Consider the following 26119-nt stretch of genomic DNA (forward strand, 5'->3'; position numbering starts at 1 on the left):
AACCTGGACAGAGCGGCCAAAATGCTCGCGAAGGCAGCAAAATAAGGAAGAATAAGGTAAATGGGCAGTCCTGAAAAAGGATGGGGATGAGGTGATGTTCACGATCGGACTTTTTCAGGAGCAACTAGCTAACAATGTCATGCCTGATCCTCCCGAGATCTCCGCAGCCGGCAGCACTCCGCCCGGGCGGCGTTGCCGGAGCATTATAGAATATATTGGCTAAGATCGCGGTTCTGCGCAATATCGCCGACTTTCTCCCGGACATATTCCGGCGTGATCACGAAATGCTCGAGGTTGAGCTCAGGCGCCTCGAACGACAGATCTTCGAGCAGCTTCTCCAATATCGTATGAAGCCGCCGGGCACCGATATTTTCGGTTCGCTGGTTCACGTCGGCCGCGATCTGTGCCAGTTCACGGATCGCTTCATCCGTAAATTCGATGTGAATTCCTTCCGTTTCGAGCAGCGCGGCATACTGTTTGGTCAGCGCGTTCTTCGGCTCGGTCAGGATCTTCACGAAATCGTCCAGCGAAAGGCTGGACAGCTCCACCCGGATTGGAAATCTACCCTGCAGTTCAGGGATGAGATCCGCCGGTTTGGCGATATGGAAGGCTCCCGCGGCGATAAAGAGCACGTGGTCGGTCTTCACCGGACCGTACTTCGTCATGACGGTCGAGCCTTCGACGATCGGAAGAATGTCGCGCTGCACCCCTTCGCGGGACACGTCGGGGCCCGTACCGCGCGACGGACTGGCGATCTTGTCGATTTCGTCGATGAAAATGATGCCGGATTGTTCGGCACGGCGCGTCGATTCCGCGATGACGTCGTCCATGTCGATCAGCTTGTTCGCTTCTTCCTGGATGAGCACCTTGCGCGCTTCCTTGATCGGAAGCTTGCGCTTCTTCACCCGCTTCGGCAGCAGATGGCCGAACAGTTCCTGCATGTTCATGCCGAACGTCTCCATCCCCTGCCCGGGCAGCATGTCGAGCATGTTGGGACCTGCGTCCTCCACTTCGATCTCGACCAGCTCGTTCTCCAGCTCGCCGGCGGCCAGCCGCTCGCGCACCACTCTCCGGCGCTCGGCAATGGCCGTATCCAGTTCGGGCTCTTCCTGCGTCGTGCCTCCCTGCTGGCCGAACAACATCTCGAGCGGATTGCGGCTGCTCTTCGGCTTGTGCCCGCTCGGCACAAGCAGCTGGACGAGCCGTTCGTTGGCCTGACGCTCCGCCTTGTCCCGCACCTGTTCCGTCCGCTCGGCCTTGACCATCCGGATCGCCGTCTCGACGAGATCGCGCACCATCGACTCCACGTCGCGTCCCACGTAGCCGACTTCCGTAAACTTCGTCGCTTCCACCTTGACGAACGGCGCGCCGACCAGTTTCGCCAGTCTCCGGGCGATTTCCGTCTTGCCGACTCCCGTCGGACCGATCATCAGGATGTTCTTCGGCACGATCTCATCCCGCAGCGACTCATCCAGCTTGCTGCGACGGTAACGATTGCGCAGTGCAACCGCAACGGCGCGTTTGGCGGCTTTCTGCCCCACGATGTATTTGTCGAGTTCCGCGACGATCTGACGCGGTGTCAGCGCTTCGCTGCTCATCTGGGTTCCCTCCGATCGCCTGCCGCTTGACCGGCAAGGAATTAGATTTCTTCAAGGATGATCTGCCGGTTCGTATATACGCAAATGTCGGCGGCCGTCTCCAGCGCCGCCCTGGCCATCTCGCCCGCCGTGAGGCCCGGCGCATGCCGCTTCAGGGCGCGCGCGGCCGCCAGCGCGAATCCGCCGCCGGAACCGATCGCCAGAATGCCGTCATCCGGCTCGATGATCTCGCCGCCGCCGGACAGCAGCAAAAGTCCGGAAGCGTCCATGACGATCATCATCGCTTCCAGCCGCCGCAGCACCCGGTCGGACCGCCACTCCTTCGTCATTTCGACGGCGGCGCGCTGAAGGTTGCCCTGATGCTCCTCGAGCTTGCTTTCAAACTTCTCGAACAGGGTGATCGCATCCGCCACCGCGCCGGCAAATCCGGCGATAACCTGTCCGCGGTACAGCCGACGCACCTTCTTCGCCGTATGTTTCATCACCATGTTGCCGCCGAACGTCACCTGGCCGTCGCCTGCAATGGCGCCGCGGCCTACATGGCGGACGGCGCATATTGTGGTGGCGTGGAACGTCGTGTCCATCGCGTCTCACTCCTTTCGCTGCTTCTCGCAGCGCATGATGCAATCGTCAGGCCAGCGTGCGCTTGAACGCCTCCAGCGCTTCAAGCGCGCGCCGGGCAATCGCTTCGTTCTTCTCCTTCTTCCCCCGGATGCGTACCGCAAGCGGCGGGAACAGCCCGAAATTGGCGTTCATCGGCTGAAAATTCCGGAAATCGGCGGTCGTGATGTAATGCGCCATGCTGCCGTGCGCCGTCTCCGGCGGCGGTACGACCGGGTCGAGTCCGCGCGCGAGCCGCCCCGCGTTGATGCCGGCCAGCAGCCCCGAAGCGGCGGATTCGACGTAGCCTTCAACGCCGGTCATCTGACCGGCAAACAGCAGCGTCTCCCTGCCCTTGAACTGGTAAGTGGGCTTCAGCAGTTTCGGCGAATTGATGAACGTGTTGCGGTGCATGACGCCGTACCGGACGAACTCCGCCTGCTCGAGCCCCGGAATCATGCCAAACACCCGCTTCTGCTCTCCCCACTTCAGATGGGTCTGGAAGCCGACCAGGTTGTACAACGTGCCGGCGGCGTTATCCTGCCGGAGCTGCACGACGGCATAGGGCAATTTCCCCGTTCGCGGGTCGGGCAGGCCGACCGGCTTCAGCGGCCCGAACAGCAGCGTCTGGCGGCCGCGCGCGGCCATTACTTCGATCGGCATGCAGCCTTCGAAATAGACCTCCTTTTCGAATTCCTTCAGCTCCGCCTTCTCCGCCGTCACCAGCGCGTCATAGAAGGCGTTGAACTGCTCCTCCGTCATCGGGCAGTTCAGGTATGCGGCTTCCCCTTTGCCGTAACGGGACGCCATGTACACTTTCTCCATGTCGATCGAGTCCCGCTCGACGATCGGAGCGGCCGCGTCGTAGAAGTAGAAGTACTCCTCGCCGAGCAGCCCCCGGATGCGATCCGACAGCGCCGGAGACGTAAGCGGACCGGTGGCGACGACGACGATGCCGTCTGACGGAATCTCCGTCACCTCTTCGTTCCGCACCTCGATCAGCGGATGGTTCCGGATGCTGTCGGTCACCGCCGCCGAGAACCCGTCCCGGTCGACAGCCAGCGCGCCCCCCGCCGGTACGGCGTGGGCGTCGGCCGAACGGAGGATGAGCGATCCGAGCCGGCGCATCTCTTCCTTCAGCACGCCGACCGCGTTCGTCAGTCCGTTCGCGCGCAGACTGTTGCTGCATACCAGCTCTGCAAATTTGTCCGTGTGATGCGCGGGCGTCTGTCTAGCCGGCCGCATCTCATAGAGGGTGACCGGCACGCCCTGGGAAGCGATCTGCCAGGCGGCTTCGCTTCCCGCAAGTCCCGCGCCGATCACGGTCACATGGTTGCTCCCCACTGTCGCTATGCTCCTTTCACAGACGCCGGACAGGACAGCGGCATCGGGCATTGCCCGATGCCGGCTAGGCTTGTTCCTGTTCTTCCGGCATCTCCTCGCTGTGGCCGCAATCCGGGCACAGCAGCTTGCCGCCGGAGCGGCTGCGCTTTTCGACCAACCGGCTTTCGCATACGGGACACGATTTGTCCGTCGGACGGTCCCACGACACGTAGTCGCAACCGGGGTACTTGTCGCAGCCGTAGAAAATTCGGCCTTTCTTGCTTCGCCGTTCGATGATTCGGCCTTCCCCGCACTTCGGGCAGGAGACGCCGATATCTTTCAGAATCGGCTTGGTGTTCCGGCATTCCGGGAAGCCGGAGCAGGCGAGAAACTTGCCGAACCGGCCCATCTTGTAGACCATCGGCCGGCCGCACTTGTCACAAGTCTCGTCCGATACTTCTTCCTGCAGCTCCACTTCCCGCATTTCGTCCTCGGCGATTTTCAGCCGCTTCGAGAACGGTTCGTAAAATTCGGACAGGACTTCCACCCAATCCTTCTTGCCTTCCTCGACATGGTCGAGATCATCTTCCATGTGGGCGGTGAACTCGACGTTCAGAATTTCGGGGAAAAACTCCTCCATCAGCTGGTTGACGAGCAGGCCGAGCTCGGTCGGGACGAACTTCTTGTCCTCGATCGCGACGTAGCCGCGCTTGTGGATCGTCTCCAGCGTCGGCGCATACGTGCTCGGCCGCCCGATGCCGAGTTCTTCAAGCGCCCGGACGAGGCGGGCTTCCGTATACCGAGGCGGCGGCGACGTGAAATGCTGCTTCGGCTCAATGGCCGTGCGCTCGACGGTCATGCCTTCCCGAAGCGGCGGAAGGAGATTTTCCTCGTCGGAGGGGCCGTCGTCGCTCCCTTCCACGTACACCTTCATGAAGCCCGGAAACTTGATCTTCGAACCGGTCGCCCGGAACGTCGCGCGTCCCGCCTTGATGTCGACCGTCATCGTGTCGAGCACGGCGGAGCTCATCTGGCTGGCGGTGAACCGTTCCCAGATCAGCTTGTAGAGGCGGTACTGGTCCTTCGTCAGATAAGGCTTCACCGTTTCCGGATCGCGGTGGATCGACGTCGGCCGGATCGCTTCGTGGGCATCCTGCGCGTTCGAATTCTTCTTCGCGTAGACGCGGAACTGTTCCGGCGCATATTCCGCGCCGAACTTCTCCACAATGTAGGCTTTCGCTTCTTCCTGGGCGACCGGCGAAATGCGGGTCGAGTCGGTGCGCATGTACGTGATCAGCCCGATCGAGCCTTCCCTGCCGATGTCGACGCCTTCGTAGAGCTGCTGGGCGATCGACATCGTCTTCGCCGCGCGGAAACCGAGTTTGCGTGCCGCTTCCTGCTGCAGCGTGCTCGTAATGAACGGAGGCGCCGGATTGCGGAGCCGTTCGCGCTCTTTCACCTCGGTGACGACGAACGGCTGGCCTTCGATCGCGGCCAGCACCCGCTGCACTTCCTGCTCGTTCGGCAGCTCCTTCTTCTCGTCGTCCAGCGCGTGGAATTTCGCTTCGAACGGCATGCCCTCCTGAACCAGCCGCGCGGTAATCGTCCAATACTCTTCCGGCACGAACGAATTGATCTCATTCTCGCGGTCGATGATCAGCTTGACCGCGACCGACTGGACGCGTCCCGCGGACAGGCCTTTCTTCACTTTCTTCCATAATAATGGACTGATCTTGTATCCGACGAGCCGGTCGAGGATGCGCCGGGCCTGCTGGGCGTTGACCAGATCCATGTTGATCGGACGCGGCGACTTGAACGCATCCTTGACCGCCTGCTTCGTGATCTCGTTGAACACGACACGGCATGCTTCCCCCTCGTCCAGTTCGAGATAATGGGCGAGATGCCAGGCGATCGCTTCGCCCTCGCGGTCGGGGTCCGCCGCAAGATACACTTTTTTCACTTTCTTGCTCGCGTCTTTCAGCTCTTTCAGCACGCTGCCCTTGCCGCGGATCGTGATGTATTTCGGCTGGAAGCCGTTTTCGATCTCTACGCCGGTCTGGCTTTTGGGCAGGTCGCGGATGTGGCCCATTGACGCTTTCACGATATATTTGCTGCCGAGATATTTGCTGATTGTCTTCGCCTTCGCCGGCGATTCGACAATGACAAGCGAATCAGCCATAGATCAGCCTCTCCTCTGCGGGTTCAGGTTCCGAATTCATCGGACGCAGTACAGGGAACCCGGATGCTGCTCGATTTTGCGTTTTACTGTTAAATTTATCAGAAGAGCATGTAAATGTCCAAACGGAATGCCGGTGAGCTCTGCCAGTTCGTCGGATGTCTTCGGCCCTTCCCTGAGCAGCTCCACGATGCGCCGCTCCTCTTCCGTCATCCCTTCCGCCGCCCGGCGCGCAGCATCAAGCACTCTGCGCCGGCTCTCAAGGCCGGCTTCGGTGAGCCACAGATCGGCCATCACATCTTCCGGACCCGTCAGCAGCTTGGCTCTGCCGCTCTTGATCAGCATGTTCGTGCCGACGCTCTTCGGCGAGCCGATCATGCCGGGGACGGCGAACAGCTCGCGGTGGAATCCCTCCGCCAGTTCAGCCGTGATGAGCGAGCCGCTCCGTTCCGCCGCCTCGACGACGATCGTGCCCCGCGTCATGCCGGCGATGACCGCATTGCGCGCCGGGAACAGTCCCGGATGGCCGGGCGTACCAAGAGGAAAAGGCGAAACCAGCAGTCCCTGCTCGGCGATCCGATGGTAAAGCTGCGCGTTCTGCGGCGGATAGATGGTGCCGATCGGCGTGCCGAGCACCGCAATTGTACTGCCGGTGCCGCGAAGCGCGCCTTCGTGGGCGCAGGCGTCGATGCCGCGGGCGAGTCCGCTGACGATCGTGATGCCCACGTCGGACAGCCGCTCGGCGAGCATCCGCGCCGCCTGCCGGCCGTATGCGGTCGGGAGGCGCGTTCCGACAATCGCGTATGCCGGATAGTTCAGCAATTCCTTGCGTCCCTGCACGTAGAGGACGGCGGGCGGATTCTTCAAGTGGCGCAGCAGCTCGGGATAATCCTCGTCCTCGACCGTCACCCATTCCACGCCCATGCCGGCGTAGAGCCGTTTCCGTTCCTCCGCGAACGGACGCGACAGCGAGCGCCGGACGGCGGCCGCGCGCAGCGGCGGCAATCCGAACGATATCCACTCTTCTTCCGAGAATTGCACGCAGGCTTCCAGGAGCTTCCGCTTGCGAAGCTTCCGGATCGTGGCGGGCCCCACGCCCTCCGTCTCGTGCAGGGCAAGCAGAATGTCCCGCCGCGCCCATCCTTGACCCATGACCGAACTCCTTTCCATGGGCCGCACGCATTCTCATCCTATTGTGCGTCACGCGAAAACAGAATGCAAGCGGCGCATCATGATTTGGGTGATTGCAAAGCAAACAGCCTTCCCTTCTCCCGTGCATGCCGGGAGCCGGGAAGGCTGCCTGCCTTCCTGCGGTTTGAGCAACCGCGGATCCGATAGGTTGTCCCTCTCTGATCAGTTCAACCGCTTATTTGCGGGTGATGCACTTCTCGAGCAGCCCGCGCTCTTCGAGCACCGACACGAGCGTTGCGCCCATCTCGGCCGGCGTCGGCGCCACCTTGATACCGCACGATTCGAGCTTCGCTTTTTTTTCGGCCGCCGTACCCTTGCCGCCGGAGATGATGGCGCCGGCATGGCCCATCCGCTTGCCCGGAGGCGCGGTTGCGCCGCCGATGAAGCCGACGACCGGCTTCGTCATGTTCGCCTTGATCCACTCGGCCGCCTCTTCTTCGGCCGTGCCGCCGATTTCGCCGATCATGATGACCGCGTAAGTGTCGGGATCTTCGTTGAACATTTTCAGAATGTCGATGAATTCCGATCCTTTGACCGGGTCGCCGCCGATGCCGACGGCCGTCGATTGCCCGATGCCGCGCGTCGTCAGCTGATGCACCGCTTCATACGTCAGCGTGCCGCTGCGCGATACGACGCCGACATGGCCTTTCGTGTGGATGTAGCCCGGCATGATGCCAATCTTGCACGCATCGGGCGTGATGACGCCCGGGCAGTTCGGCCCGATGAGGCGCGTCTTCTTGCCTTCCATGTAGCGCTTCACCTTGACCATGTCCAGGACCGGGATGCCTTCCGTAATGCAGATGACGAGCTCCAGCTCCGCGTCGACCGCTTCCATGATCGCGTCGGCCGCGAACGCCGGCGGGACGTAGATGACCGAAGCGGTTGCGCCGGTCGCATCCACCGCTTCGCGCACCGTGTTGAACACCGGCAGCTTCGTGACAGTGCCGTTCTCGAGCTGGATTTCGACGGTCGTGCCGCCTTTGCCCGGCGACGTGCCGCCGACCATTTGCGTGCCGTAGTCAAGCGCGCCTTTCGCGTGAAAGAGCGCCGTCTTGCCGGTAATGCCCTGGGTGATGACTTTCGTATTCTTGTCCACCAGAATGCTCATCGAAGGTTCACATCCTCTATCGTAATGGATCGGTAGGCCTTTACTTTACAAGTTCGACGATCTTCTGCGCCCCGTCGGCCATCGAGTCGGCGGCCGTGATGTTCAGGCCGGATTCGTTCAGCAGCTTCTTGCCAAGCTCGACGTTCGTGCCCTCCAGCCGCACGACGAGCGGACGATCGAGGCCGAGTTCGCGAGCCGCGGCGATAACGCCTTCCGCAATGACGTCGCAGCGCATGATACCGCCGAAAATGTTGACGAAGATGCCCTTGACCTTCGGGTCGGACAGAATGATCTTGAACGCTTCCGTCACTTTCTCCTTCGATGCGCCGCCGCCCACGTCAAGGAAGTTGGCCGGCTCGCCGCCGTAATATTTGATGATGTCCATCGTCGCCATCGCGAGGCCGGCGCCGTTCACCATGCAGCCGATGTTGCCGTCGAGGGCGATGTAGCTCAGGTCGAACTTGGACGCCTGGATTTCCTTCTCGTCCTCTTCGTCGAGGTCCCGCAGCGCCACGATGTCCGGATGGCGGTACAGTGCGTTGGAGTCGAAGTTCAGCTTCGCGTCAAGCGCAAGGATGTTGCCGTCGCCGGTGACGACGAGCGGGTTGATCTCAGCGATCGAGCAGTCCTTGTCCACGAACGCGTTGTACAGCGCCGTCATGAACTGGACCGCCTTGCCGACGAGCTCGTTCGGAATGTTGATGTTGAACGCCAGACGGCGCGCCTGGAACGGCTGCAGGCCGACGACCGGGTCGATCACTTCCTTGAAAATCTTCTCCGGCGTGCGCGCGGCGACTTCCTCGATCTCCGTGCCGCCTTCTTCTGACGCCATCATGACGACGCGGCCGGTCGAGCGGTCGACGACGACGCCGATGTAGTATTCCTTCTTGATGTCGCAGCCCTGCTCGATGAGCAGCCGCTTCACTTCCTTGCCCTCCGGCCCGGTCTGATGCGTGACGAGCACTTTGCCGAGCAGTTCGGACGCGTACTGGCGCACTTCATCCAGCGACTTCGCCACCTTGACGCCGCCCGCTTTGCCGCGGCCGCCCGCATGGATCTGCGCTTTCACGACGACGACGGACGTTCCGAGCTCCTTGGCGGCTTCGACGGCTTCGTCGACCGTGAACGCCACGCGGCCTTCCGGCACGGCGACGCCGTACTGTTTCAAGACTTCCTTGCCCTGATACTCGTGAATATTCATGCCGAAATCCTCCTTGAGCGTCAGCGGCAGCGCTTACGGTCCGGATGATCCGGAAGCAGGCGCGCCGCAGCCGAAATACAAGTCACAGTATGTACACAAACAACCCTATTGTATCACGAATTCGCCTCGGTTGCCTTATTTTTGTCGGGGCGAACGAACACTTTTTGCTATCGGAATGATCTCATTGCGCGAACAAAAGGGAGAACGAATTTGACACGAAAACGCCACAGGTGAAAAGAAACCGCCGCTTGCCCGCATGTTATAATCGGTGAGAGAACCAAATTCTTCCGGAGGCCATGCGATGAAATTTTTGTCATCACCTTGACGGCGGTTCCGGGACTCGCCGTCTGGCTGGGCGGATGTGCAGGCTCGCAATTGCCGGAACAACCGTTGGCCGCGGGCGCTTCGGATGGCGGTTCTGCTGCTGACGGAAACGACCGAAGGTTTTTATTGGCCATACAACCCCGGAGTGGGCGTCTGGAAGGTGAAAAAAGGCCGCGCGGCATCCGGGCCTTATCACATGTACGGCACGGTGGAGCCGCATCTGTTCGATCGGTTGCAAACATGAAAGTCGACAAGTTTGTCAAAAAAATTCGGAAAGCCGCCATGAACAAGAAGAAGCCGGAAGGCTTGATGCAGAGGGCGGATTGACAAGACAGCGCGCATCCGCTAAATTGGAATCGAATTGGAATTTGATGAAATACGTACGGAGCGTAAGGAAGCACCTTCATCCGGAGATGGGGGTGCTTTTCTGCATGTATGCGAACGTATGCTGCGCGTCCGTCCAGGGGGTGGAGGCGCTCTGGATCGACGTCGAGACCGATATTTCGCCCGGCCTGCCGCAGGTGAACGTCGTCGGACTGCCCGATCCCGCCGTCCGCGAATCGGTGGAGCGGGTGCGCGCCGCCGTGAAGAACTGCGGCTTTCAGTTCCCGCTGCAGCGCATCACCGTCAATCTTGCGCCGGCCGATCAGCGCAAGGAAGGGACGGCGTTCGATCTTGCGATCGCCGCCGGCATTCTGATCGTCAGCGGCCAGCTGGACGGCGGCCCCTTCGCCGGCACGCTCGTCATCGGCGAGCTGGCGCTGTCAGGCGAGGTGCGGCCCGTTCCCGGCGTGCTGCCGATGGTGGAGCAGGCGAAGCGGCGCGGCATCCGGCGGGTGCTGCTGCCCGCGGGCAACGCGGCCGAAGCCGCGCTGATCGGCGGCATGGACCTGTACGCCGTCACGCACCTGTCGCAGCTCGCAGGCAAAGATTGGGATGCGCTGCGATTCGCCGCTGAGCGACCCGGCCTTGGGCAGATGCGTGCGAACGGCGGCGACGACCCGCTGCAGGCGGATCTCGACTTCGCCGACGTGATCGGCCAGCCGACGGCGAAGCGGGCGGTGCTGACCGCCGCGGCCGGGCGGCACAATCTGCTGCTGTCCGGACCGCCCGGGACGGGCAAGACGATGCTCGTGAGGCGTCTGCCCGGCATCCTGCCCCCGCTGACGGAAGAAGAAGCGCTGAACGTCACGAAAATCTACAGCGCGGCCGGAAAGCTCGGCACCGGCAACGTGTCGCTCATCCGCAGCCGGCCGTTCCGCTCGCCCCATCATACGATTTCGGCCGGCGGGCTCATCGGCGGCGGGTCCGTGCCGAGGCCCGGCGAAGTGACGCTGGCGCACGAGGGCGTCCTGTTCCTCGACGAATTGCCCGAGTTCTCGCGCCAGGCGCTTGAAGCGCTGCGCCAGCCGCTGGAGGACCGCGAGGTGACGATCGCCCGGTCCCGGGCGGTGTTCCGGTTCCCGGCCCGCTTCATGCTGGCCGCTTCGATGAATCCGTGTCCGTGCGGTTTCCATCTGCACGAGACGGAGGACCAGCGCTGCACGTGCTCGGCGGGACGCATCGCGGCCTACCGCTCCCGGCTGTCCGGGCCGCTGCTCGACCGGATCGATCTGCAGGTCGAAGTGCCCCGGCCGGTGCTGCACACCGCCAAGCCCGACGGCTGGACGACCGCGAAGATGCGCGAGCGCGTCATGGCGGCCGCGGAGCGGCAGCAGGCACGCGCCGCGGCGACCGGCGTCAGGTGGAACTGCGATCTGACCGGCCGCGCCCTGCGGGATGCGTGCAAGTTGCGGCCCGACACCGCGAAATTGCTCGATTCCGCATACCGCGCCCTCGGCTTCAGCATGCGCGCCCATGAACGCGTCCTCAAGCTCGCGCGAACGATCGCGGATCTTGACGACCAGGACGCCGTCGGCGCGGATCATGTCGCGGAGGCAATCCATTACCGCTTCCTCGACCGCAAGACAGACTTCTGAATGTGCAATCACCGCCGGTCCGCATGCGGACCGGCGGCTACATTGCACCCGGAATATGTTCGATGTCCATCTCCCCGTCTGATCTGACCGTGCAGGCAATGACGTCGAATCGGACCTGCGCGTGCTGTCGTCCCGTCTGCGCCAGATACACCTGGGCGACCGCGGCCAGCTTGCGCTGCTTGCGAATATCGACCGATTCGGCGGGCGTGCCGAACCGGCCGTGCGCCGCGCGCGTCCGGACTTCGACAAAGACAATCGTCCCCTTGTCCTCCGCCACAATGTCCAGTTCGCCCAGCCGGCACCGCCAGTTGCGGTTCAGAAGGCGATAGCCCTTCGCCGCAAGATAGCGGGCGGCCGCTTCCTCGCCGCGCCTGCCGGTCTCTCTCCGCTTATCCATGCGCGGTTTCCCATGCTTTCATCCGGCGGTCGGCCCGGTAGACGAAGCTGAGCACTTCCGCGACAAGCGCATAGAGTTCGGGAGGGATCTCCTGGTCGATGTCGAGCTTGGACAACACCTCGATGAGCGAAGGTTCTTCCTGGATCGGAACGCCGTTTTCGCGCGCCAGTTCCAGAATGCGCTCCGCGACATGTCCCTGCCCCTTGGCGGTTACGACGGGAGCCGAATGTTCGGCCGGATTATATTTCAGCGCCACCGCTTTACGCAGCGGCTGATGATCAGGCTTCTTCATGCGCGGTAGTCCACCCCTTTGTACGGCTTGCCTGCGTAAACCGCCGGGTCCGGGGGAGGCGCACTCGCGGCTGATTCTTTCGCGGCGGTCCGGCTTGCCGTGTCCGGAAACGGCTTCACGCGCATCGACGAAAGCTGATATCCGGCCCGGCCCAGCGCCTCCGCCGCCTCATCCCGCGCCGATTCCACCAGCCGGCTCACGGCCGGATGGTCGTTCCACAGGTTCAGGCTGACAAACCGGTCCACCACCTGCACGTCGACGACCGTGTCGCCGAGATGCTTCATCCTGAGGTCGAACAGCAGCCGGCAGTTGTCGGGATCGAGTTCCCCTTTCCGCCCGCGCCGCGACTGAATCGTGATCTGGGCCGTCGTGCCGCCGTCTTCCCCCTGGAACGGAATGAACAGCGTCATATGGGAGAACAGCGCGCCGTTCTTCTCCGGCGCAAGCAGCAGCTGCTGGCCGGTGATCTGCTGCACGAGCTGCTGCGCGGTTTCGCGCAGCGCGGCCGGCGCATCGTCGGACGCCGCAAGCGACAGCAGCGCCTGCTTCAGCGTCTCGCCCGCGCCACCGGCCGGGGCGGGCTGCTGCTCGGCGTTCTGCGGCAGGAACGGGACGACACCCCGCCCGATCTGCGGCGCCATCCGCTCAGCGGTGCCCGGCAGGCCGGCGCCCGGTCCGGGCCCGGCCGCCGCGTCTCTGCCGGCCGCCGCAGCGCCGGATTGTGCATCTCCCGCCGTCCGCGGCGCCGCATCCTGCCGCCCGCCGGCGGCTTCACCGCGCGCGCCGGTCAGCTGCGACAGCTGCTTCTCGTAATCGACGCCGAGCCATTTCAGCAGGCCGTGAATCCAGTTGCCGCTCTGCGGCGCGGCAGCGTGCTGCGCCTGCGCGGCGCCCGCGGCGGTCCGGGCGCCTGCGGCAGCGCCTTGCAGCTGCGCGTTCCCTGCCGCGGCAGACGCCTGCTGCGCGCCTCCGCCTGCGGCGTGGCCGGCGGCTCCCGACGCAGACACAGGCTGCCCCGCGCCGGAAGCGGCGCCCGTTCCCGCCGGAGCGCCGCCGGGTGCACCGCCTCCCTGCGGTGCCGGACCGGGCGGCATCTGGCCGGACAACGCCTGTCCGGCCTGCGCTTGTCCGGCCGGCACGGACGCGCCCGCTCCCGCAGCGCCCGCCGCGCCGGGCGAACCGGCCGCCCCGCCGGCCATCGCCACGCCTGCCGGATTGGCCTGCACGCCCGCACGGCCGGCCGGGCCGGCGAGCAGCGCCTCGCCTTCGGCAAGCAGCGCAAGCACGCGCGCCGCCGCTGCCGGCAGCGTCCCGCCGGCGTCAGGTCCGGCTGCGCCGCCCGCGGCCGATCCCTGCCGGGCCAAAGCCTCCAGCTGCCCGCGCAGCGAAGCCAGCAGCTCGCCCAGCGGCTTGCCGAACATCGCCTGCCGCAGCGCGGCGACCGTGCTCTCCGTCACGGGAAGCCCGCGCTTCCACGCCGTCACCGCCGCCTGCATCCATTCCGCTTCCGGCACATCCGACGGACGGGCGGCCGCGGCCTGCTTCAGCGCCTCCCCCGTCTCGCGGTTGACCGGATAGCCGCCGCGGCGCAAGTCGAGCGCAAGTTCCGCGGCCCACCGCTTGTCCGGCAGACCGAGCAGCCGCATCAGCTCGCGCAGCGTCGCTTCCGTCGGCTGCGCGTTGCCGGCGTCGGCCTGCCGGAGCACGATGGTGCCGGCTGACGATTCGGGCATCACCTGCAGCAGCGCGGACTGCCCGGGAGCCAGCGGCGACTCCAGACGCGCGCGCACCTGCACGCCGGCGAGCGACACGAGCGCATCCTGCCCGTCCAGCAGCTGCAGCACGACGCCGCGCACGACCTGGCCGATCCGCAGTTCCAGCGCCTTCGCCTGGTCCGGCTGCGGCTCGCCGAGCATGCCGCGCATCAATTGGCTCACCAACATCGTCAGCATCCCCCTTCTTTCTTATGGTTTCTATATCGGCTGAACCGGCTTCGGGCTGAAGAATACAAAAACCGCCCGCAGGCGGTTTTCGGCCGCCCGCAGGCGGATTGCAATCAGAACAAAGTCAACTGCTCGTCCAGCAGCTTGCCGAGGAACGACCGCCTGTGCATCGGACTCGGTCCGAACTCCAGCAATCGTTCGCGGTGCAGCTTCGTCGCGTAACCTTTATGTATGGCAATGCCGTATTCCGGATACATGCGGTCCCATTCATCCGTGCACAGCCGGTCGCGCGTCACCTTGGCAATGATCGACGCGGCGGCGATCGACTGGCAGCGCGCGTCGCCATGGACGACGGCGAGCTGCGGCACGTCCAGGTCGATCGTCTCGGCGTCGACCAGCAAATGGTCCGGCTTCACGCTCAGCGCTTCCACCGCCAGCTTCATCGCGAGCCGGGACGCCTGCCGGATGTTGATCCGGTCGATCTCCTCCGGACCGACGCGGGCGACCGACCAAGCCACCGCCTGCTCGACGATCGCGTCATAGCATCGCTCGCGCTGTCTCGCGGTAAGCTTCTTCGAATCGTTCACATCCGGAAGATGCAGATCCGGCGGCAGAATGACGGCGGCCGCCACCACGTCGCCGAACAGGCAGCCGCGGCCGACTTCATCGACGCCGGCGATCGCCCGGTAGCCTCGCTGCGCAAGCTCCCGTTCCTGCGCCAGCATATCCGTCTGTTCCATGGACAGCGCCTCTCCTCTCCTAAGCAAAACGGCCGGCGCCGCACCTTATGGGCGGATGCACCCGTTTTGCGTAAAAAGATAAGCCCATTTATAAGCGAGCAGCTTATAAATTCTTATCTTTCAAGCAAAACGGACGCCCTCCGGTCCCATCCGAAATCCGGACGTCCGCCCGCGGTGCCGGTCACCGGAACTCTTCCGGTTCCTCCAGCGTGATCCGGCCGAGCTTGCCCGAACGCAGATCGCGCAGCAGCACGCCGGACGCCTTCTCCAGATCGACGCGTCCGCCGCTCACAAGGCAGCCGCGCTTCCGGCCGATTCGCTCCAGCACATCGACGATCTGCTCGGGATCGTCCGGATCTTCCGGCGGACCGCCTTCGAGTCCGAACCGCTGCACGAACGCGTCCCAATACTTCCCGGCCAGCGTCCGCACGGCAAAAAAAGCGATTTCCTCCAGGTTCAAAATCTCTTCCCGGATCGAGCCGATGACCGCCAGCCGCATGCCGACCGTCTGGTCGTCGAACTTCGGCCACAGAATGCCCGGCGTGTCGAGCAGTTCCATTTCCCCGCCGACCTTGATCCATTGCTGGCCTTTGGTGACGCCGGGGCGGTCGCCGGTCGCCGCGACGCTTCGGCCGGCCAGCCGGTTGATCAGCGTCGACTTGCCGACGTTCGGGATGCCGACGATCAGCACGCGCACCGCCCGGGGCTTGACGACGCCCCGCGCAACCATGCGCTCCCATTGCGGCGCGACCAGCTTCTTCACCCGCGCGGAGATTTCCTTGATGCCCTGTCCGCCTGCGGCGTCCACGGCGATGCTGTCCAGCCCGTCTTCGCGAAACGCGGCGATCCATCTTTCCGTCGCCCGCTGGTCCGCCAGATCGGCCTTGTTCAGCACGACGAGACACGGTTTGCCGCGCAGAATCTCGTCAATCATCGGATTGCGGCTCGAATGCGGCACCCGCGCGTCGAGCAGTTCGATCACCGCGTCAATCTGCTTCAATTTCTCCTGAATCTGCCTTCTTGCCCGGGTCATGTGGCCCGGAAACCATTGGATCGTCATGCTGCCCCCACTCTTTCAGCGCTGGCGGCAGAAAGCGGCGCGCGCATGCAGACCGCCGCTTTACTCCGCAGCCGGAACCGGAGCCGAATGATCGATGAACCCGATTTTGCCGATCGGCCAGAAGACAAAATCGGCCCTGCCGATCACGTTCTCGAGCGGAACGAATCCGATCATCCGGCTGTCCTTGCTGTTGCGCCGGTTGTCGCCGAAAGCGAGAATCATCCCTTCCGGCACGGTGCTTTCCTGAACGATCGCATTCGGGAAATCGTCTCCCAGGTTGAACGCCGGTTCGCCCGCGGCCCGCGCCCGCTCGATCGCTTCACGTATGTAAGGCTCCTCGAATTTGACGCCGTTTATGTACAGATCGTCGCCTTCAAGCCGTACGCTGTCGCCGGGCACGCCGATGACCCGCTTGATGAAATCGCGGTTCTCTTCCGGCACGTGGAACACGACGACCTCGCCGCGCTTCGGCTCCCGAAAATCATACAGAATCTTGTTCACGATCAACCGCTCGCCGGTTTCAAAGTTCGGCTGCATCGACGGACCGTCCACGATGAACGGCGCGAAAAGAAACCAGCGGATGACAAAGACCAGGAGCCCGGCAATCGCGAGCGCCTTGATCCACTCCACGATTTCCTTGTACAACCGGCTTCCCTCCCGCGGTTCGGCTTGATCCTGCCCGCGATCCGGCTGCCCGCTTCCCGTCTGTTCAGCCTTCGGCAATTCGGCGTCATGCGTTTCGGTTCGGTCCATCCGCCCACCACCTTTCGGCGCCTTGAAATGTCCGTCACAAGCTTATCTTTCTAAAGCAAAAGGGACTTGTCGAAAGCAAGCCCCCTCCGTTTCACCATGCTCAACGTTCTTTGATTCTCGCTGCCTTGCCGCGCAGGTCGCGCAGATAGTACAACTTGGCACGGCGCACTTTGCCGCGGCGCACTACTTCGATCTTCTCGATCCTCGGAGTGTGCAGCGGGAACGTTCTTTCGACGCCGACCCCGTACGAAATCTTGCGGACCGTGAACGTTTCGCTGATTCCGCCGCCCCGGCGCTTGATGACCACACCTTCGAACAGCTGAATCCGCTCGCGCGAACCTTCGATAACCTTGACGTACACCTTCAGGGTGTCGCCCGGGCGGAAGTCCGGAATATCCTTGCGGAGCTGCTCTTGCGTAATCGCTTGTACGAGATTCATCGGACGTACCTCCTTCCCCAAGGACGTTCATGCAAGCTCGCCGGCATCTTCCCGTGCCGGGTCTGCGCTGACAGCGGACCGTCCTGATATCGCAAACAACATTTGAAATTTTACCACAGCGCGGCTGCAAATACAACCATTTTTCACTGACCCCGGTCCCGCTCCGTTTCCCGGCCGCTCAAGGATTCAGACGCCATCCGGCGCCGCTCTTCCTCGATGAATTGCTGCTCCTCCGGCGTAAGATCGGCCTGTTCGAGCAGATCCGGCCGCCGTCTCAGCGTGCGCAGCAGCGACTGCCTGCGCCGCCACTCCTCGATCCGCCCGTGATGGCCGGAGAGCAGCACCTCCGGCACATCCCAGCCGCGGAACGACGCCGGCCGGGTATATTGCGGATATTCGAGCAGACCGGCCTGGAACGAGTCCGTCGCCGCGGACGACTCATTGCCGAGCACGCCGGGCAAGAGCCGCACGATCGCGTCGATGACGACCATCGCGGGCAGCTCGCCTCCGGTCAACACGTAGTCGCCGATCGACAGTTCGTCCGTCACGAGATGTTCGCGGATGCGCTCATCGTATCCTTCGTAATGTCCGCAGATGAACACAAGGCGCCGCTCGGCCGCGAGCTCTTCCGCCTTGCGCTGCGTGAAGGTCTCGCCCTGGGGACACATCAGGATGATGCGAGGACGCGGCTCGTCCGACCGGATCAGATCTTCGACCGCGGCAAAAATCGGCTCGGGCTTGAGCACCATGCCGCTTCCCCCGCCGTACGGGTAATCGTCCACCGTGTTGTGCTTGTTGTTCGCATAGTCGCGGAAATTGACGGTGTTCAGCTCGACGATCCCCTTCTCCCGGGCTTTGCCGATGATGCTCGCTCCGAACACGCCCTCGAACATTTCGGGAAACAGCGTGAGCACATCGATCCGCATCGGTCAGATCAGCCCTTCCATCAGGTGAATCGTCACCCGTTTTGCCTCGACGTCGACATCCAGCACCACATCGGCGATATACGGGATGAGCACCGGGCGGCCCTTCGGGCGTTCGATGACCCAGACATCGTTCGCCCCGGGACGGAGAATCTCGCTGATCCGGCCGAGTTCCTCGCCTTCCTCCGTCACGACCGTGCAACCAATGATGTCATGGAAGTAGTATTCTCCTTCCGCGAGCGGAACGCGGCGCGATGCCGGAACTTTGACCGTCCATCCTTTGTACGGGAGCACCTGGTTGATGTTGTCGTATTGTTTAAACTTTACGATGTACAGCCCTTTATGCTCCCGCGCCGATGCGACTTCGACTTCCACGGCGGCGGACGAATCGGGGGCATGCAGCGTCAGGCGGCTGCCGGGAGAGAAGCGCTCGCCGGGAAAATCGGTCGACGGCAGCACCTTGACCTCGCCCCGGATGCCGTGGGTGTTCACCAGTCTGCCGACCTTGAGCCACTTGTCTGACACGCGTGGGGCCGCTCCTTTCGCACGGGCGGCCCGTCTGATCCGCGGCCGATCGCGTGCAAAGGCCGGGACTCATGCGTCCCGGCCCCTGACCGATCCGGCACCAGACGAGCCGAACCTGAGATCAAGATTCAATATCCACAATGACGCGGCGTTTATCCCTTGCGGAGGCCGACGAGACGACCGTTCGGATGGCCTTCGCGATTCGGCCCTGCTTTCCGATCACTTTCCCGATGTCGTCGGGATGGACGGACAAGGTGTACACCGTGCCGCGGTCTTCTTCCCGGACCGTGACCCGCACATCGTCCGGATGGTCCGTCAGTGACTTGGCGATCACCTGAATCAATTCTTTCATCGTCGGCCTCCTCCCGTGAGGCTAGCTTACTTGCCTTGCTTCAGTTCATGGAACTTCTTCAGAACGCCGGCCTTGCTGAGCAGGCTGCGCGCCGTATCGGACGCTTGCGCGCCGTTTTGCAGCCATTTCAGCGCTTTCTCTTCATCGATGTTCAGTTGAGCCGGTTGGGCAACCGGGTTGTACGTGCCGATCTCATCGATGAAACGGCCGTCCCGCGGCGAACGGGAATCGGATACGACAACGCGGTAGAACGGTTTCTTGTGCGCACCCATGCGCTTCAGACGAATGCGGACTGCCATGCGAATTCACCTCCTTCAAAAGCTCGGGTCGCAGGATCAGCCGAAGGGGAACCGCGGCCCCCGGCCGAGCATGCCCTTCATGCCTTTCAAGCCTTTCGGGCCTTTTCCGCCCTTCGGGCCTTTCGGGCCCATCATCGTCGAGAACTGCTTCATCATGCGGCGCATGTCGTCGAACTGCTTGATCAGCCGGTTCACATCCGCGACCGTGGTGCCGCTGCCCGCCGCAATGCGCTTCCGGCGGCTGTGGTTCAGAATCTCCGGATTGCGCTTCTCCTCGGTCGTCATCGACTTCACGATCGCTTCGACGCGGGCGATCTGCCGCTCGTCGATCTGGATGTCTTTCAGCTGCTTCAGCTTGCCCATGCCAGGCAGCATTTCCAGCAATTGGTCGAGCGGACCAAGCTTGCGAACTTGCGCCATCTGTTCGAGGAAATCCTCGAACGTGAACTCGGCGGCGCGCATCTTGCGCTCCATCTCGGCCGCCTTCTCGGCGTCAATCGCCATCTGCGCCTTCTCGATGAGGGACAGCATGTCGCCCATGCCGAGAATGCGGGAAGCCATCCGGTCCGGATGGAACGGCTCGAGCGGCTCGATCTTCTCGCCCATGCCGACGAACTTGATCGGACAGCCGGTGACGGCCTTGACCGAGATCGCCGCGCCGCCGCGCGTGTCGCCGTCGAGCTTCGTCAGCACGATGCCCGTCAGCTCGAGCTGTTCGTGGAAGCTTTGCGCGACGTTGACCGCTTCCTGCCCGATCATCGCGTCGACGACGAGCAGCACTTCATCCGGCTTCACGGCCTCATGGATCTGTCGCAGCTCCTCCATGAGCGCTTCATCGATATGAAGCCGGCCGGCCGTGTCGATGATCAGATAATCGCGGCCTTCATCCTTCGCATGTTGCAGCGCCTGCCGCGCGATGTCCACCGGATTCACCTTGTCGCCGAGCGAGAACACCGGCACGCCGATCTGACCGCCCAGCACCTGCAGCTGCTTGATCGCCGCCGGACGGTAAATGTCGCACGCCGCGAGCAGCGGCTTCTGTCCGCCCTTCTGCAGCATCAGCGCCAACTTCGCGCTGGCCGTCGTCTTGCCGGCGCCCTGCAGCCCCGCCATCATGATGACGGTCGGCGGTTTGGCGGCCTTGGCCAGCTTGGCCTGGGTGCCGCCCATCAGTTCGGTCAATTCCTTGTTGACGATATCGATGATGACCATGCCGGGCGTGAAGCTTTTGACCACTTCCTGGCCGATCGCGCGCTCCTTCACCCTGGCGATGAAGTCTTTGACCACCTTGAAGTTGACGTCGGCTTCCAGCAGCGCCAGCCGGACTTCGCGCATCGCCTCGTTCACGTCATCTTCGGTTACCTTGCCTTTGCCCCGCAGCTTCCCGAACACGCTCTGCAGCCGGCTTGTCAAACTTTCGAATGCGGCCATCCGCTTCGCCCCCTGCCGTATGAATCCTCAGCCGTTCTCGACGGCCAGACGAAGTCTGGCCAACGCCGTCCGAACGGCTTCCGCGCCCGCCCCTTCCGGCAGTGCCGCCACCGCCCGCTCAAGCTCCTCGAGCAGCGACGTCAGCCGTTCATGGCGGGCGAGCAGCCCGAGCCGTCCTTCATAGTTTTCCAGCATCTCTTCCGCCCGCTTGATATGCTCGTAGACGGCCTGCCGGCTGATGCTGAATTCCGACGCGATCTCGCCCAGCGAGTAATCGTCGTGAAAGTAATATTTCAGAAACATCCGCTGCTTGTCGGTCAGCAGCGGTTCGTAAAAGTCGAACAACATATTGATCCGGTTCGTCTTCTCGAGGGCTTCCGACTCGCGCATCGCCGAAGTCAGCCCCTCCTTTCCGGCAAACGGCAGGCGCCGTCCTCCCGGGCGGGCGCCAATCCTGTCTTTCAAGGAAAAGACCTTTACACCTTGATCAACTTCCTCATCATACCTCAAGGCGCCCGGCGTGTCAATCCGATCACCTTGTCAGGTGAAATGCCGGAAAGCAACCGCACTTTGCCGCACCGAAACTGCGGCAAATGCAAAAATAGAGGAAATCAATTCCTCTATTCGCTCGAAAAACGGGTTTTTGCGATTTTCGCTGAAATATCCGAAGGCCCTGCGTCTGTTTCGGGGCGTTGGCCGCCGAGGCCGCTCAACCCGCGCTTCCGGCTTCGGCTTCCTTGTCGATCGCGCCGGCGAACAGCGCATGGACGAACTGCTCCGCGTCGAACTCCTGCAGATCGTCCATTTTCTCGCCGAGGCCGACGAGCTTCACCGGCAATTTGAGCTCGCTGCGGATCGCAACGACGATGCCGCCCTTGGCCGTGCTGTCCAGCTTCGTGAGCACGATGCCCGTGACGCCGCTTTTCTCGCCGAACAATTTCGCCTGGCTGAGCGCGTTCTGTCCCGTCGTCGCGTCGAGCACGAGCAGCACCTCGTGCGGCGCGCCCGGCATCTCCCGCTGGATGACGCGATAGATTTTGTTCAGCTCTTCCATCAGATTCGTCTTGTTCTGCAGACGGCCCGCCGTGTCGCACAAGAGCACGTCAACGCCGCGCTGCTTCGCGGCGCGGATCGCGTCGTACATGACGGCAGCGGGATCGGCTCCGGGCTGTTGCTTCACCACTTCGACGCCGACGCGCCGGCCCCACTCCTCGAGCTGGTCGATCGCCCCGGCACGGAACGTATCGCCCGCCGCCATGAGGACCGATTTCCCCTCGCTCTTGAAGCGGTGCGCCAGCTTGCCGATCGTCGTCGTCTTGCCGACGCCGTTCACGCCGACGAACAGGATGACGGTCGTGCCCGACTCGGCCATTCTGAGGCCTTCGTCCGCGCCCTCGCGCAGCAGGGCGACCAGCTTCTCGGACAGGATCGGCTGCAGTTCGGACGCATCCTCGATTTTCCGCTTCCGCACTTCCTCGCGGAGCTCGTCGGTCAGCCGCATGACGGTCGTCACGCCGACGTCGGCGCCGATCAGAATTTCTTCCAGTTCTTCATAGAACGCTTCGTCGATTTTCTTGCGCCGGAGCACCAGTTCTTCCACTTTGCCCGCGATGGCGGAAGCGGTCTTCCCGAGCCCTTCCCGGAACTTGTTCGTGACCGCTTCGGCCTTCGCCGAGATGCTCTCGCGCAATTTCTTGAAAAAGCTCACTGTTGTACCACCTTTCCATTTCACCCGGACCGGACGGCCCGGCCGCGGTTCCGGCAAATGCCCGGATCACGCCGATACCGGCTCGCCGTTCTCCAGCCGCACCGAGACGAGCTTGGACACGCCGTCCTGCTCCATCGTCACCCCGTACAGCACGTCCGCTTCTTCCATCGTCCCTTTTCGGTGCGTGACAACGATGAACTGCGTCTGCTCGGAGAATTCACGAAGATATTGCGCGAACCGCGTCACGTTCGCTTCGTCCAGCGCCGCTTCGACTTCGTCGAGCACGCAGAACGGCACCGGCTTGACGTGCAGAATCGCGAACAGTACCGCCATCGCCGTCAGCGCGCGCTCGCCGCCCGAGAGCAGCTGCAGGTTCTGCAATTTCTTGCCCGGCGGCTGCGCGACGATGTCGATGCCCGTCTCCAGCAGATTGTCCGGATCGAGCAGGACGAGATCCGCACGGCCGCCGCCGAACAGCCGATTGAACACGATGCCGAAATGGCTGCGGATCGCCTCGAACGTCGTGCGGAAGCGCCGGCCCATCTCTTCGTCCATCTCGCGGATGACCTGGTAGAGCGCCGACTTCGCTTCGATGAGGTCGTCCTTTTGCGCGCTGAGAAACTCATACCGTTCCTTCACCCGCTCGTATTCTTCGATGGCGCCGAGGTTCACTTCCCCGAGCAGCGAGATCTGCCGCTTCAGTTCGCGGACCTCCTGCTGCGCGGCGGCCGGATCTTCCGGCACCGGATACCGCTCCTTCGCGAGCTCGAACCCGAGTTCGTATTCCTCGCTGAGCGAGCGCAGCAGGTTGTCCAGCTCGACGTCAAGCCGGTTCGCGGCAATCTCGGTCTGCCGCACCTGTTCCTCCACCTGACGGAGCTTCGCGCGCTGCTCCTTCGTCTCGCTCTCCCCTTCTTCGAGGATGCGCACTTTCTCGGCCCGCTCCGCGCGCTTCAGATCGATCGTCTCCGCGCAGCGCTCTTTCTGCAGCCGCAGTTCGTTCAGCGTCTCCGTCTGCTTCACCGTTTCTTCTTCCAGCCGCTGCAGCTCGTCCGCCTGCAGCGCCTCCGTCTCGCGCAGCGCGGCCAGCTCCTGCTTGCCGCGCGCGATTTCGCCGCGGAGCCGCGCCGTCTGTTCGGCGAGCGACTGCTTCTCCTGTTCCGTCTTCGCGACGGCAACCTTCAGCTCGGTAAGCTGCCCCTGCAGCTCCTCCCGCGCGGACTCGTTCGCCCGGCGCCGCTCTTCCGCATCGCGGATCGCCTGCTGCAGGCGCGCTTCTTCGGCCGCCATCTCCGCGAGCTTCGCTTCGGCCGCCGCCTTGGCCGCATCCAAAGCTTCCAGCTCCTTGAGCTGGCTGCCGCGGTCGTCGGTTTTCAGCTTGAGCTGCTCCCTGAGCCGCTGCTCATCCTGCTCGACCTGCTGCAACGCCGACCGGAACTGCTGTTCCTCGATCCGACGCGTCTCGGACTGCCCGCGCGCATCCTCGATGTTCTGGGTGCAAATGGACAGTTCCTTGCGCAGATCGTCGAGTTTGCCGCGAAGCTTCTCCAGCTGCGTCTCCGCTTCGCGGATTTCCTCGTTCAATGCTTCAATCTGCCGCTGACGGCCGAGCAGGCTGCCGCCCCGCTTCTGCAGGCTGCCGCCCGTCATCGAACCGCCCGCGTTCACGATGTCGCCCTCGAGCGTAACGACCCGGAACCGGTAGCCGCAGCGCGCGGCGATCTTGTTCGCCTGCTCCAGCGTCTCCGCGATCAGGACGTTGCCGAGCAGGTTCGCCGCAATCTGCGCATAGCGGGCATCGCATTCGACGAGTTCCGACGCGATCCCGACGTAGCCTTCGACCGATTCCGCGGCGCGCCGGTCCTGCTCCGGCACGCTCCGCCCGCGGATGACGTCGAGCGGCAGGAACGTCGCCCGGCCGAGCTGGCGCTGCTTCAGGTAGGCGATCGCCTGGCGGGCCGACCGCTCGTCATCCATGACGATGTGCTGCAGCGCCCCGCCGAGCGCCGTTTCTACCGCGATCTCCAGCTTCTCCGGCACGCGGATCAGTTCAGCCACCGCGCCGTGCACGCCGGCCAGGCCGCCCGCGCCGCGGCGCGCCGCCTTCAGCACTTCGCGCACGCCCTGCATGAAGCCGTCCAGGCTGTCCTGCATCTCTTTCAGCGTGTCGCGCCGGGACGCGCTGGCATCCCGCTTCTGCTCCCATCGGCGCAGCAGCGTCTGCGTCTCCTCCAGCGAGCGCTGCAGCTCCTGCCGCCGCTCAGTCTCGGCGATAAGCCGTTTCCGGAGCGTCTCGAGCGCCGCTTCGTTCTCCCGAACGAGCGCCAAGAGCTCCTCCCGCCGGGCGGCCAGCTTGTCCAGCTCGCCGGCGCCCTCGGCTTCTTCCTCGCCGAGCCGCTGCAGGCGGCGCTCCGCTGCTTCCCGCTGCTGCTCCGCATACCGGATCTCGTTGCGCAGCGAAGCCATCGTGGACAGCACATCGAGAAGCTCGCTCTTCAGCTTTTCTTCCGCGTCCGCGTCGGCCGCGCCGCTTGCGCCGAACAGCTTCGCTTCCTCCTGCGCCAGCTTCTCGCGCTGCCCGCGGAGCGTCTCCTCGAGGGCGGCGGCCTTCGCCCGAAGGTCCGCCTCTTCCTTCGTCAGCGCCGCGATCCGCTCCGATTGCGAAGCGATCGTCTCCTCGTGCTGCTTCCGGTTCTGTTCGAGGTTGCGGCGGCGCTCCCGCAGCACTTCGCCGTGGCCTTCGCATTTCTCGTATTCTTCGCTGATGCGGAGCAGATCCGCATGCAGCCGCTCAATTTCTTCTTCGATCTGCCGCAGCTTGAGCCGATCCTGTTCGAGGACCGCGTCATGCTTGCTGACGACGGCCATCAGTTCGGCCTGCTCCTGCTGCAGCCGCTCCAACTTTTCACCCAGTTCCTTCCAGTTAGCATGAACATGTTCGATCTGATGGACGTAGAGCGAGATCTCCTTCGACTTCAACTGTTCGCGGAGATCCTTGTAGCGCAGCGCTTTCTCCGACTGTTCGCGGAGCGGTTCAAGCTGTCCCTCCAGCTCGGACACGAGATCGTGGATGCGGAGCAGGTTCTGCTCCGTATCTTCGAGCTTCTTCTGCGCCTCGCGCTTGCGCGCCTTGTACTTCACAATGCCGGACGCTTCTTCGAAAATGCCCCGCCGGTCCTCCGACCGCGTGCTCAAAATTTCTTCGATCCGTCCTTGACCGATGATCGAATAGGCTTCCTTGCCGATGCCGGTATCCATGAACAGCTCGGTGATGTCTTTCAGCCGGCACTTCTGCTTGTTGATGAGATATTCGCTTTCGCCGCTTCGGTGAACGCGCCGGGTGACCGTCACCTCGTCGTATTCGAGCGGCAGCGTGCGGCTCGTGTTGTCGAGCGTCAGCGACACTTCGCCGTAGTTCACGGCCTTCCGGGAGTCACTGCCGGCGAAAATGACATCCTGCATGTTGCCGCCGCGCAAACTTTTGGCGCTCTGCTCGCCGAGCACCCACCGGATGCCGTCGGAGATGTTGCTCTTCCCGCTGCCGTTCGGTCCGACGACCGCCGTAATGCCGCGAACGAATTCCATTTCCGTCCGGTCGGCGAACGATTTGAATCCGGCCAGTTCGATCCGTTTCAAGAACATGTCCGTGCCTTCACCTCTGGCATCAAGTGTAACACAGCCCGCTCAAGACCGGCACGCCGCGTGCGGACGCCATGAACCGGCGAACGGCTTCGAACGAATCGTTCGAAGCCGTTCG

At 63.3% G+C, this 26119-nt stretch carries 24 protein-coding genes; 2 read left to right on the forward strand and 22 right to left on the reverse strand.

The genetic code is table 11. The features are described 5' to 3' along the window. Positions 1 to 203: 203 nt before the first annotated feature. The 7 genes from hslU to sucC all read right to left on the reverse strand — a co-directional run bounded on the left by hslU (position 204) and on the right by sucC (position 9197). Entirely contained in the window at positions 204 to 1598 is a 1395-nt protein-coding gene (gene hslU / locus C6W55_RS12935; protein WP_286893002.1) for an ATP-dependent protease ATPase subunit HslU, read from the reverse strand. Positions 1599 to 1639: 41 nt separating this feature from the next. Then, positions 1640 to 2182 carry an ATP-dependent protease subunit HslV gene (hslV, locus tag C6W55_RS12940; protein ID WP_286893004.1) on the reverse strand — a complete coding sequence of 181 codons (543 nt, stop codon included), beginning with the start codon at positions 2180 to 2182 and terminating at the stop codon, positions 1640 to 1642. A 46-nt stretch (positions 2183 to 2228) separates the two neighbouring features. Beyond that, positions 2229 to 3542, reverse strand: a complete 1314-nt coding sequence (trmFO, locus tag C6W55_RS12945) for an FADH(2)-oxidizing methylenetetrahydrofolate--tRNA-(uracil(54)-C(5))-methyltransferase TrmFO (RefSeq protein WP_286893005.1) — start codon at positions 3540 to 3542, stop codon at positions 2229 to 2231. Between the two features lie 64 nt (positions 3543 to 3606). Further along, positions 3607 to 5700, reverse strand: coding sequence for a type I DNA topoisomerase (gene topA / locus C6W55_RS12950; protein WP_286893007.1), 2094 nt, complete (start codon positions 5698 to 5700; stop codon positions 3607 to 3609). A 36-nt stretch (positions 5701 to 5736) separates the two neighbouring features. Then, positions 5737 to 6849, reverse strand: a complete 1113-nt coding sequence (gene dprA, locus C6W55_RS12955) for a DNA-processing protein DprA (protein WP_286893009.1) — start codon at positions 6847 to 6849, stop codon at positions 5737 to 5739. A 214-nt stretch (positions 6850 to 7063) separates the two neighbouring features. Beyond that, the gene (gene sucD, locus C6W55_RS12960; RefSeq protein ID WP_286893011.1) at positions 7064 to 7996 is read right to left on the reverse strand and encodes a succinate--CoA ligase subunit alpha; all 933 of its coding nucleotides are present in this window, start codon (positions 7994 to 7996) and stop codon (positions 7064 to 7066) included. Positions 7997 to 8036: 40 nt separating this feature from the next. Next, positions 8037 to 9197: an ADP-forming succinate--CoA ligase subunit beta gene (sucC, locus tag C6W55_RS12965; RefSeq protein ID WP_286893014.1), complete on the reverse strand. Its 1161-nt coding sequence runs from the start codon at positions 9195 to 9197 to the stop codon at positions 8037 to 8039. A 409-nt stretch (positions 9198 to 9606) separates the two neighbouring features. On the opposite strand from sucC, the gene C6W55_RS12970 reads away from it, so the two are divergent. Beyond that, positions 9607 to 9765: a hypothetical protein gene (locus C6W55_RS12970; protein WP_286893016.1), complete on the forward strand. Its 159-nt coding sequence runs from the start codon at positions 9607 to 9609 to the stop codon at positions 9763 to 9765. Positions 9766 to 9952: 187 nt separating this feature from the next. Further along, the gene (locus tag C6W55_RS12975) at positions 9953 to 11500 is read left to right on the forward strand and encodes a YifB family Mg chelatase-like AAA ATPase (protein ID WP_286893018.1); all 1548 of its coding nucleotides are present in this window, start codon (positions 9953 to 9955) and stop codon (positions 11498 to 11500) included. A gap of 37 nt (positions 11501 to 11537) precedes the next feature. On the opposite strand, the gene C6W55_RS12980 is transcribed toward C6W55_RS12975, so the two are convergent. The 15 genes from C6W55_RS12980 to smc form a co-directional block, all read right to left on the reverse strand. Beyond that, positions 11538 to 11897: a YraN family protein gene (locus C6W55_RS12980; RefSeq protein WP_286893020.1), complete on the reverse strand. Its 360-nt coding sequence runs from the start codon at positions 11895 to 11897 to the stop codon at positions 11538 to 11540. Next, positions 11890 to 12189: an EscU/YscU/HrcU family type III secretion system export apparatus switch protein gene (locus tag C6W55_RS12985; protein WP_286893022.1), complete on the reverse strand. Its 300-nt coding sequence runs from the start codon at positions 12187 to 12189 to the stop codon at positions 11890 to 11892. The genes C6W55_RS12980 and C6W55_RS12985 overlap by 8 nt, the downstream gene beginning before the upstream one ends. Continuing rightward, a complete protein-coding gene (locus C6W55_RS12990; protein ID WP_286893024.1) occupies positions 12186 to 14141 on the reverse strand; it encodes a hypothetical protein in 1956 nt (651 codons plus the stop codon). The genes C6W55_RS12985 and C6W55_RS12990 overlap by 4 nt, the downstream gene beginning before the upstream one ends. 104 nt (positions 14142 to 14245) lie before the next feature. Continuing rightward, positions 14246 to 14872: a ribonuclease HII gene (locus C6W55_RS12995; protein ID WP_286893025.1), complete on the reverse strand. Its 627-nt coding sequence runs from the start codon at positions 14870 to 14872 to the stop codon at positions 14246 to 14248. Positions 14873 to 15053: 181 nt separating this feature from the next. Then, the gene (gene ylqF / locus C6W55_RS13000) at positions 15054 to 15932 is read right to left on the reverse strand and encodes a ribosome biogenesis GTPase YlqF (RefSeq protein ID WP_286893028.1); all 879 of its coding nucleotides are present in this window, start codon (positions 15930 to 15932) and stop codon (positions 15054 to 15056) included. Between the two features lie 60 nt (positions 15933 to 15992). Beyond that, on the reverse strand, positions 15993 to 16685 hold the full coding sequence (gene lepB, locus C6W55_RS13005; protein ID WP_286893031.1) for a signal peptidase I: 693 nt from the start codon (positions 16683 to 16685) through the stop codon (positions 15993 to 15995). Positions 16686 to 16785: 100 nt separating this feature from the next. Next, positions 16786 to 17124: a 50S ribosomal protein L19 gene (gene rplS, locus C6W55_RS13010; protein WP_286893034.1), complete on the reverse strand. Its 339-nt coding sequence runs from the start codon at positions 17122 to 17124 to the stop codon at positions 16786 to 16788. A gap of 143 nt (positions 17125 to 17267) precedes the next feature. Further along, complete coding sequence (gene trmD, locus C6W55_RS13015; protein ID WP_286893035.1) at positions 17268 to 18050, reverse strand: tRNA (guanosine(37)-N1)-methyltransferase TrmD; 783 nt, start codon at positions 18048 to 18050, stop codon at positions 17268 to 17270. Between the two features lie 3 nt (positions 18051 to 18053). Further along, positions 18054 to 18572 carry a ribosome maturation factor RimM gene (gene rimM, locus C6W55_RS13020; protein ID WP_286893037.1) on the reverse strand — a complete coding sequence of 173 codons (519 nt, stop codon included), beginning with the start codon at positions 18570 to 18572 and terminating at the stop codon, positions 18054 to 18056. A 121-nt stretch (positions 18573 to 18693) separates the two neighbouring features. Then, positions 18694 to 18924 (reverse strand): KH domain-containing protein, encoded by a 231-nt coding sequence (locus C6W55_RS13025; RefSeq protein WP_015254995.1) that lies wholly within the window; start codon positions 18922 to 18924, stop codon positions 18694 to 18696. 26 nt (positions 18925 to 18950) lie between these two features. Then, the gene (gene rpsP, locus C6W55_RS13030; protein WP_286893038.1) at positions 18951 to 19223 is read right to left on the reverse strand and encodes a 30S ribosomal protein S16; all 273 of its coding nucleotides are present in this window, start codon (positions 19221 to 19223) and stop codon (positions 18951 to 18953) included. A 36-nt stretch (positions 19224 to 19259) separates the two neighbouring features. Continuing rightward, a complete protein-coding gene (ffh, locus tag C6W55_RS13035) occupies positions 19260 to 20654 on the reverse strand; it encodes a signal recognition particle protein (protein WP_286893040.1) in 1395 nt (464 codons plus the stop codon). Between the two features lie 27 nt (positions 20655 to 20681). Further along, complete coding sequence (locus tag C6W55_RS13040) at positions 20682 to 21044, reverse strand: putative DNA-binding protein (RefSeq protein WP_015254998.1); 363 nt, start codon at positions 21042 to 21044, stop codon at positions 20682 to 20684. 319 nt (positions 21045 to 21363) lie between these two features. Next, positions 21364 to 22362, reverse strand: coding sequence for a signal recognition particle-docking protein FtsY (ftsY, locus tag C6W55_RS13045; protein WP_213483984.1), 999 nt, complete (start codon positions 22360 to 22362; stop codon positions 21364 to 21366). 66 nt (positions 22363 to 22428) lie between these two features. Continuing rightward, positions 22429 to 26004, reverse strand: a complete 3576-nt coding sequence (gene smc, locus C6W55_RS13050; RefSeq protein ID WP_286893044.1) for a chromosome segregation protein SMC — start codon at positions 26002 to 26004, stop codon at positions 22429 to 22431. Positions 26005 to 26119 lie beyond the last annotated feature (115 nt).

The organism is Thermobacillus sp. (assembly GCF_003390775.1).
Lineage (GTDB): Bacteria > Bacillota > Bacilli > Paenibacillales > Paenibacillaceae > Thermobacillus > Thermobacillus xylanilyticus.

What these genes read in the sequence shown, in the direction of transcription:
- C6W55_RS12995 (WP_286893025.1), bottom strand. Translation starts at nt 14,872, where the DNA reads ATGGAACAGACGGATATGCTGGCGCAGGAACGGGAGCTTGCGCAGCGA.
- sucC (WP_286893014.1), bottom strand. Translation starts at nt 9,197, where the DNA reads ATGAATATTCACGAGTATCAGGGCAAGGAAGTCTTGAAACAGTACGGC.
- lepB (WP_286893031.1), bottom strand. Translation starts at nt 16,685, where the DNA reads ATGGACCGAACCGAAACGCATGACGCCGAATTGCCGAAGGCTGAACAG.
- topA (WP_286893007.1), bottom strand. Translation starts at nt 5,700, where the DNA reads ATGGCTGATTCGCTTGTCATTGTCGAATCGCCGGCGAAGGCGAAGACA.
- C6W55_RS13040 (WP_015254998.1), bottom strand. Translation starts at nt 21,044, where the DNA reads ATGCGCGAGTCGGAAGCCCTCGAGAAGACGAACCGGATCAATATGTTG.
- rplS (WP_286893034.1), bottom strand. Translation starts at nt 17,124, where the DNA reads ATGAATCTCGTACAAGCGATTACGCAAGAGCAGCTCCGCAAGGATATT.
- ffh (WP_286893040.1), bottom strand. Translation starts at nt 20,654, where the DNA reads ATGGCCGCATTCGAAAGTTTGACAAGCCGGCTGCAGAGCGTGTTCGGG.
- smc (WP_286893044.1), bottom strand. Translation starts at nt 26,004, where the DNA reads ATGTTCTTGAAACGGATCGAACTGGCCGGATTCAAATCGTTCGCCGAC.
- C6W55_RS12985 (WP_286893022.1), bottom strand. Translation starts at nt 12,189, where the DNA reads ATGAAGAAGCCTGATCATCAGCCGCTGCGTAAAGCGGTGGCGCTGAAA.
- hslU (WP_286893002.1), bottom strand. Translation starts at nt 1,598, where the DNA reads ATGAGCAGCGAAGCGCTGACACCGCGTCAGATCGTCGCGGAACTCGAC.
- dprA (WP_286893009.1), bottom strand. Translation starts at nt 6,849, where the DNA reads ATGGGTCAAGGATGGGCGCGGCGGGACATTCTGCTTGCCCTGCACGAG.
- C6W55_RS13025 (WP_015254995.1), bottom strand. Translation starts at nt 18,924, where the DNA reads ATGAAAGAATTGATTCAGGTGATCGCCAAGTCACTGACGGACCATCCG.
- C6W55_RS12970 (WP_286893016.1), top strand. Translation starts at nt 9,607, where the DNA reads ATGGCGGTTCTGCTGCTGACGGAAACGACCGAAGGTTTTTATTGGCCA.
- trmD (WP_286893035.1), bottom strand. Translation starts at nt 18,050, where the DNA reads ATGCGGATCGATGTGCTCACGCTGTTTCCCGAAATGTTCGAGGGCGTG.
- C6W55_RS12980 (WP_286893020.1), bottom strand. Translation starts at nt 11,897, where the DNA reads ATGGATAAGCGGAGAGAGACCGGCAGGCGCGGCGAGGAAGCGGCCGCC.
- sucD (WP_286893011.1), bottom strand. Translation starts at nt 7,996, where the DNA reads ATGAGCATTCTGGTGGACAAGAATACGAAAGTCATCACCCAGGGCATT.
- C6W55_RS12990 (WP_286893024.1), bottom strand. Translation starts at nt 14,141, where the DNA reads ATGCTGACGATGTTGGTGAGCCAATTGATGCGCGGCATGCTCGGCGAG.
- C6W55_RS12975 (WP_286893018.1), top strand. Translation starts at nt 9,953, where the DNA reads ATGTATGCGAACGTATGCTGCGCGTCCGTCCAGGGGGTGGAGGCGCTC.
- rpsP (WP_286893038.1), bottom strand. Translation starts at nt 19,223, where the DNA reads ATGGCAGTCCGCATTCGTCTGAAGCGCATGGGTGCGCACAAGAAACCG.
- ylqF (WP_286893028.1), bottom strand. Translation starts at nt 15,932, where the DNA reads ATGACGATCCAATGGTTTCCGGGCCACATGACCCGGGCAAGAAGGCAG.
- hslV (WP_286893004.1), bottom strand. Translation starts at nt 2,182, where the DNA reads ATGGACACGACGTTCCACGCCACCACAATATGCGCCGTCCGCCATGTA.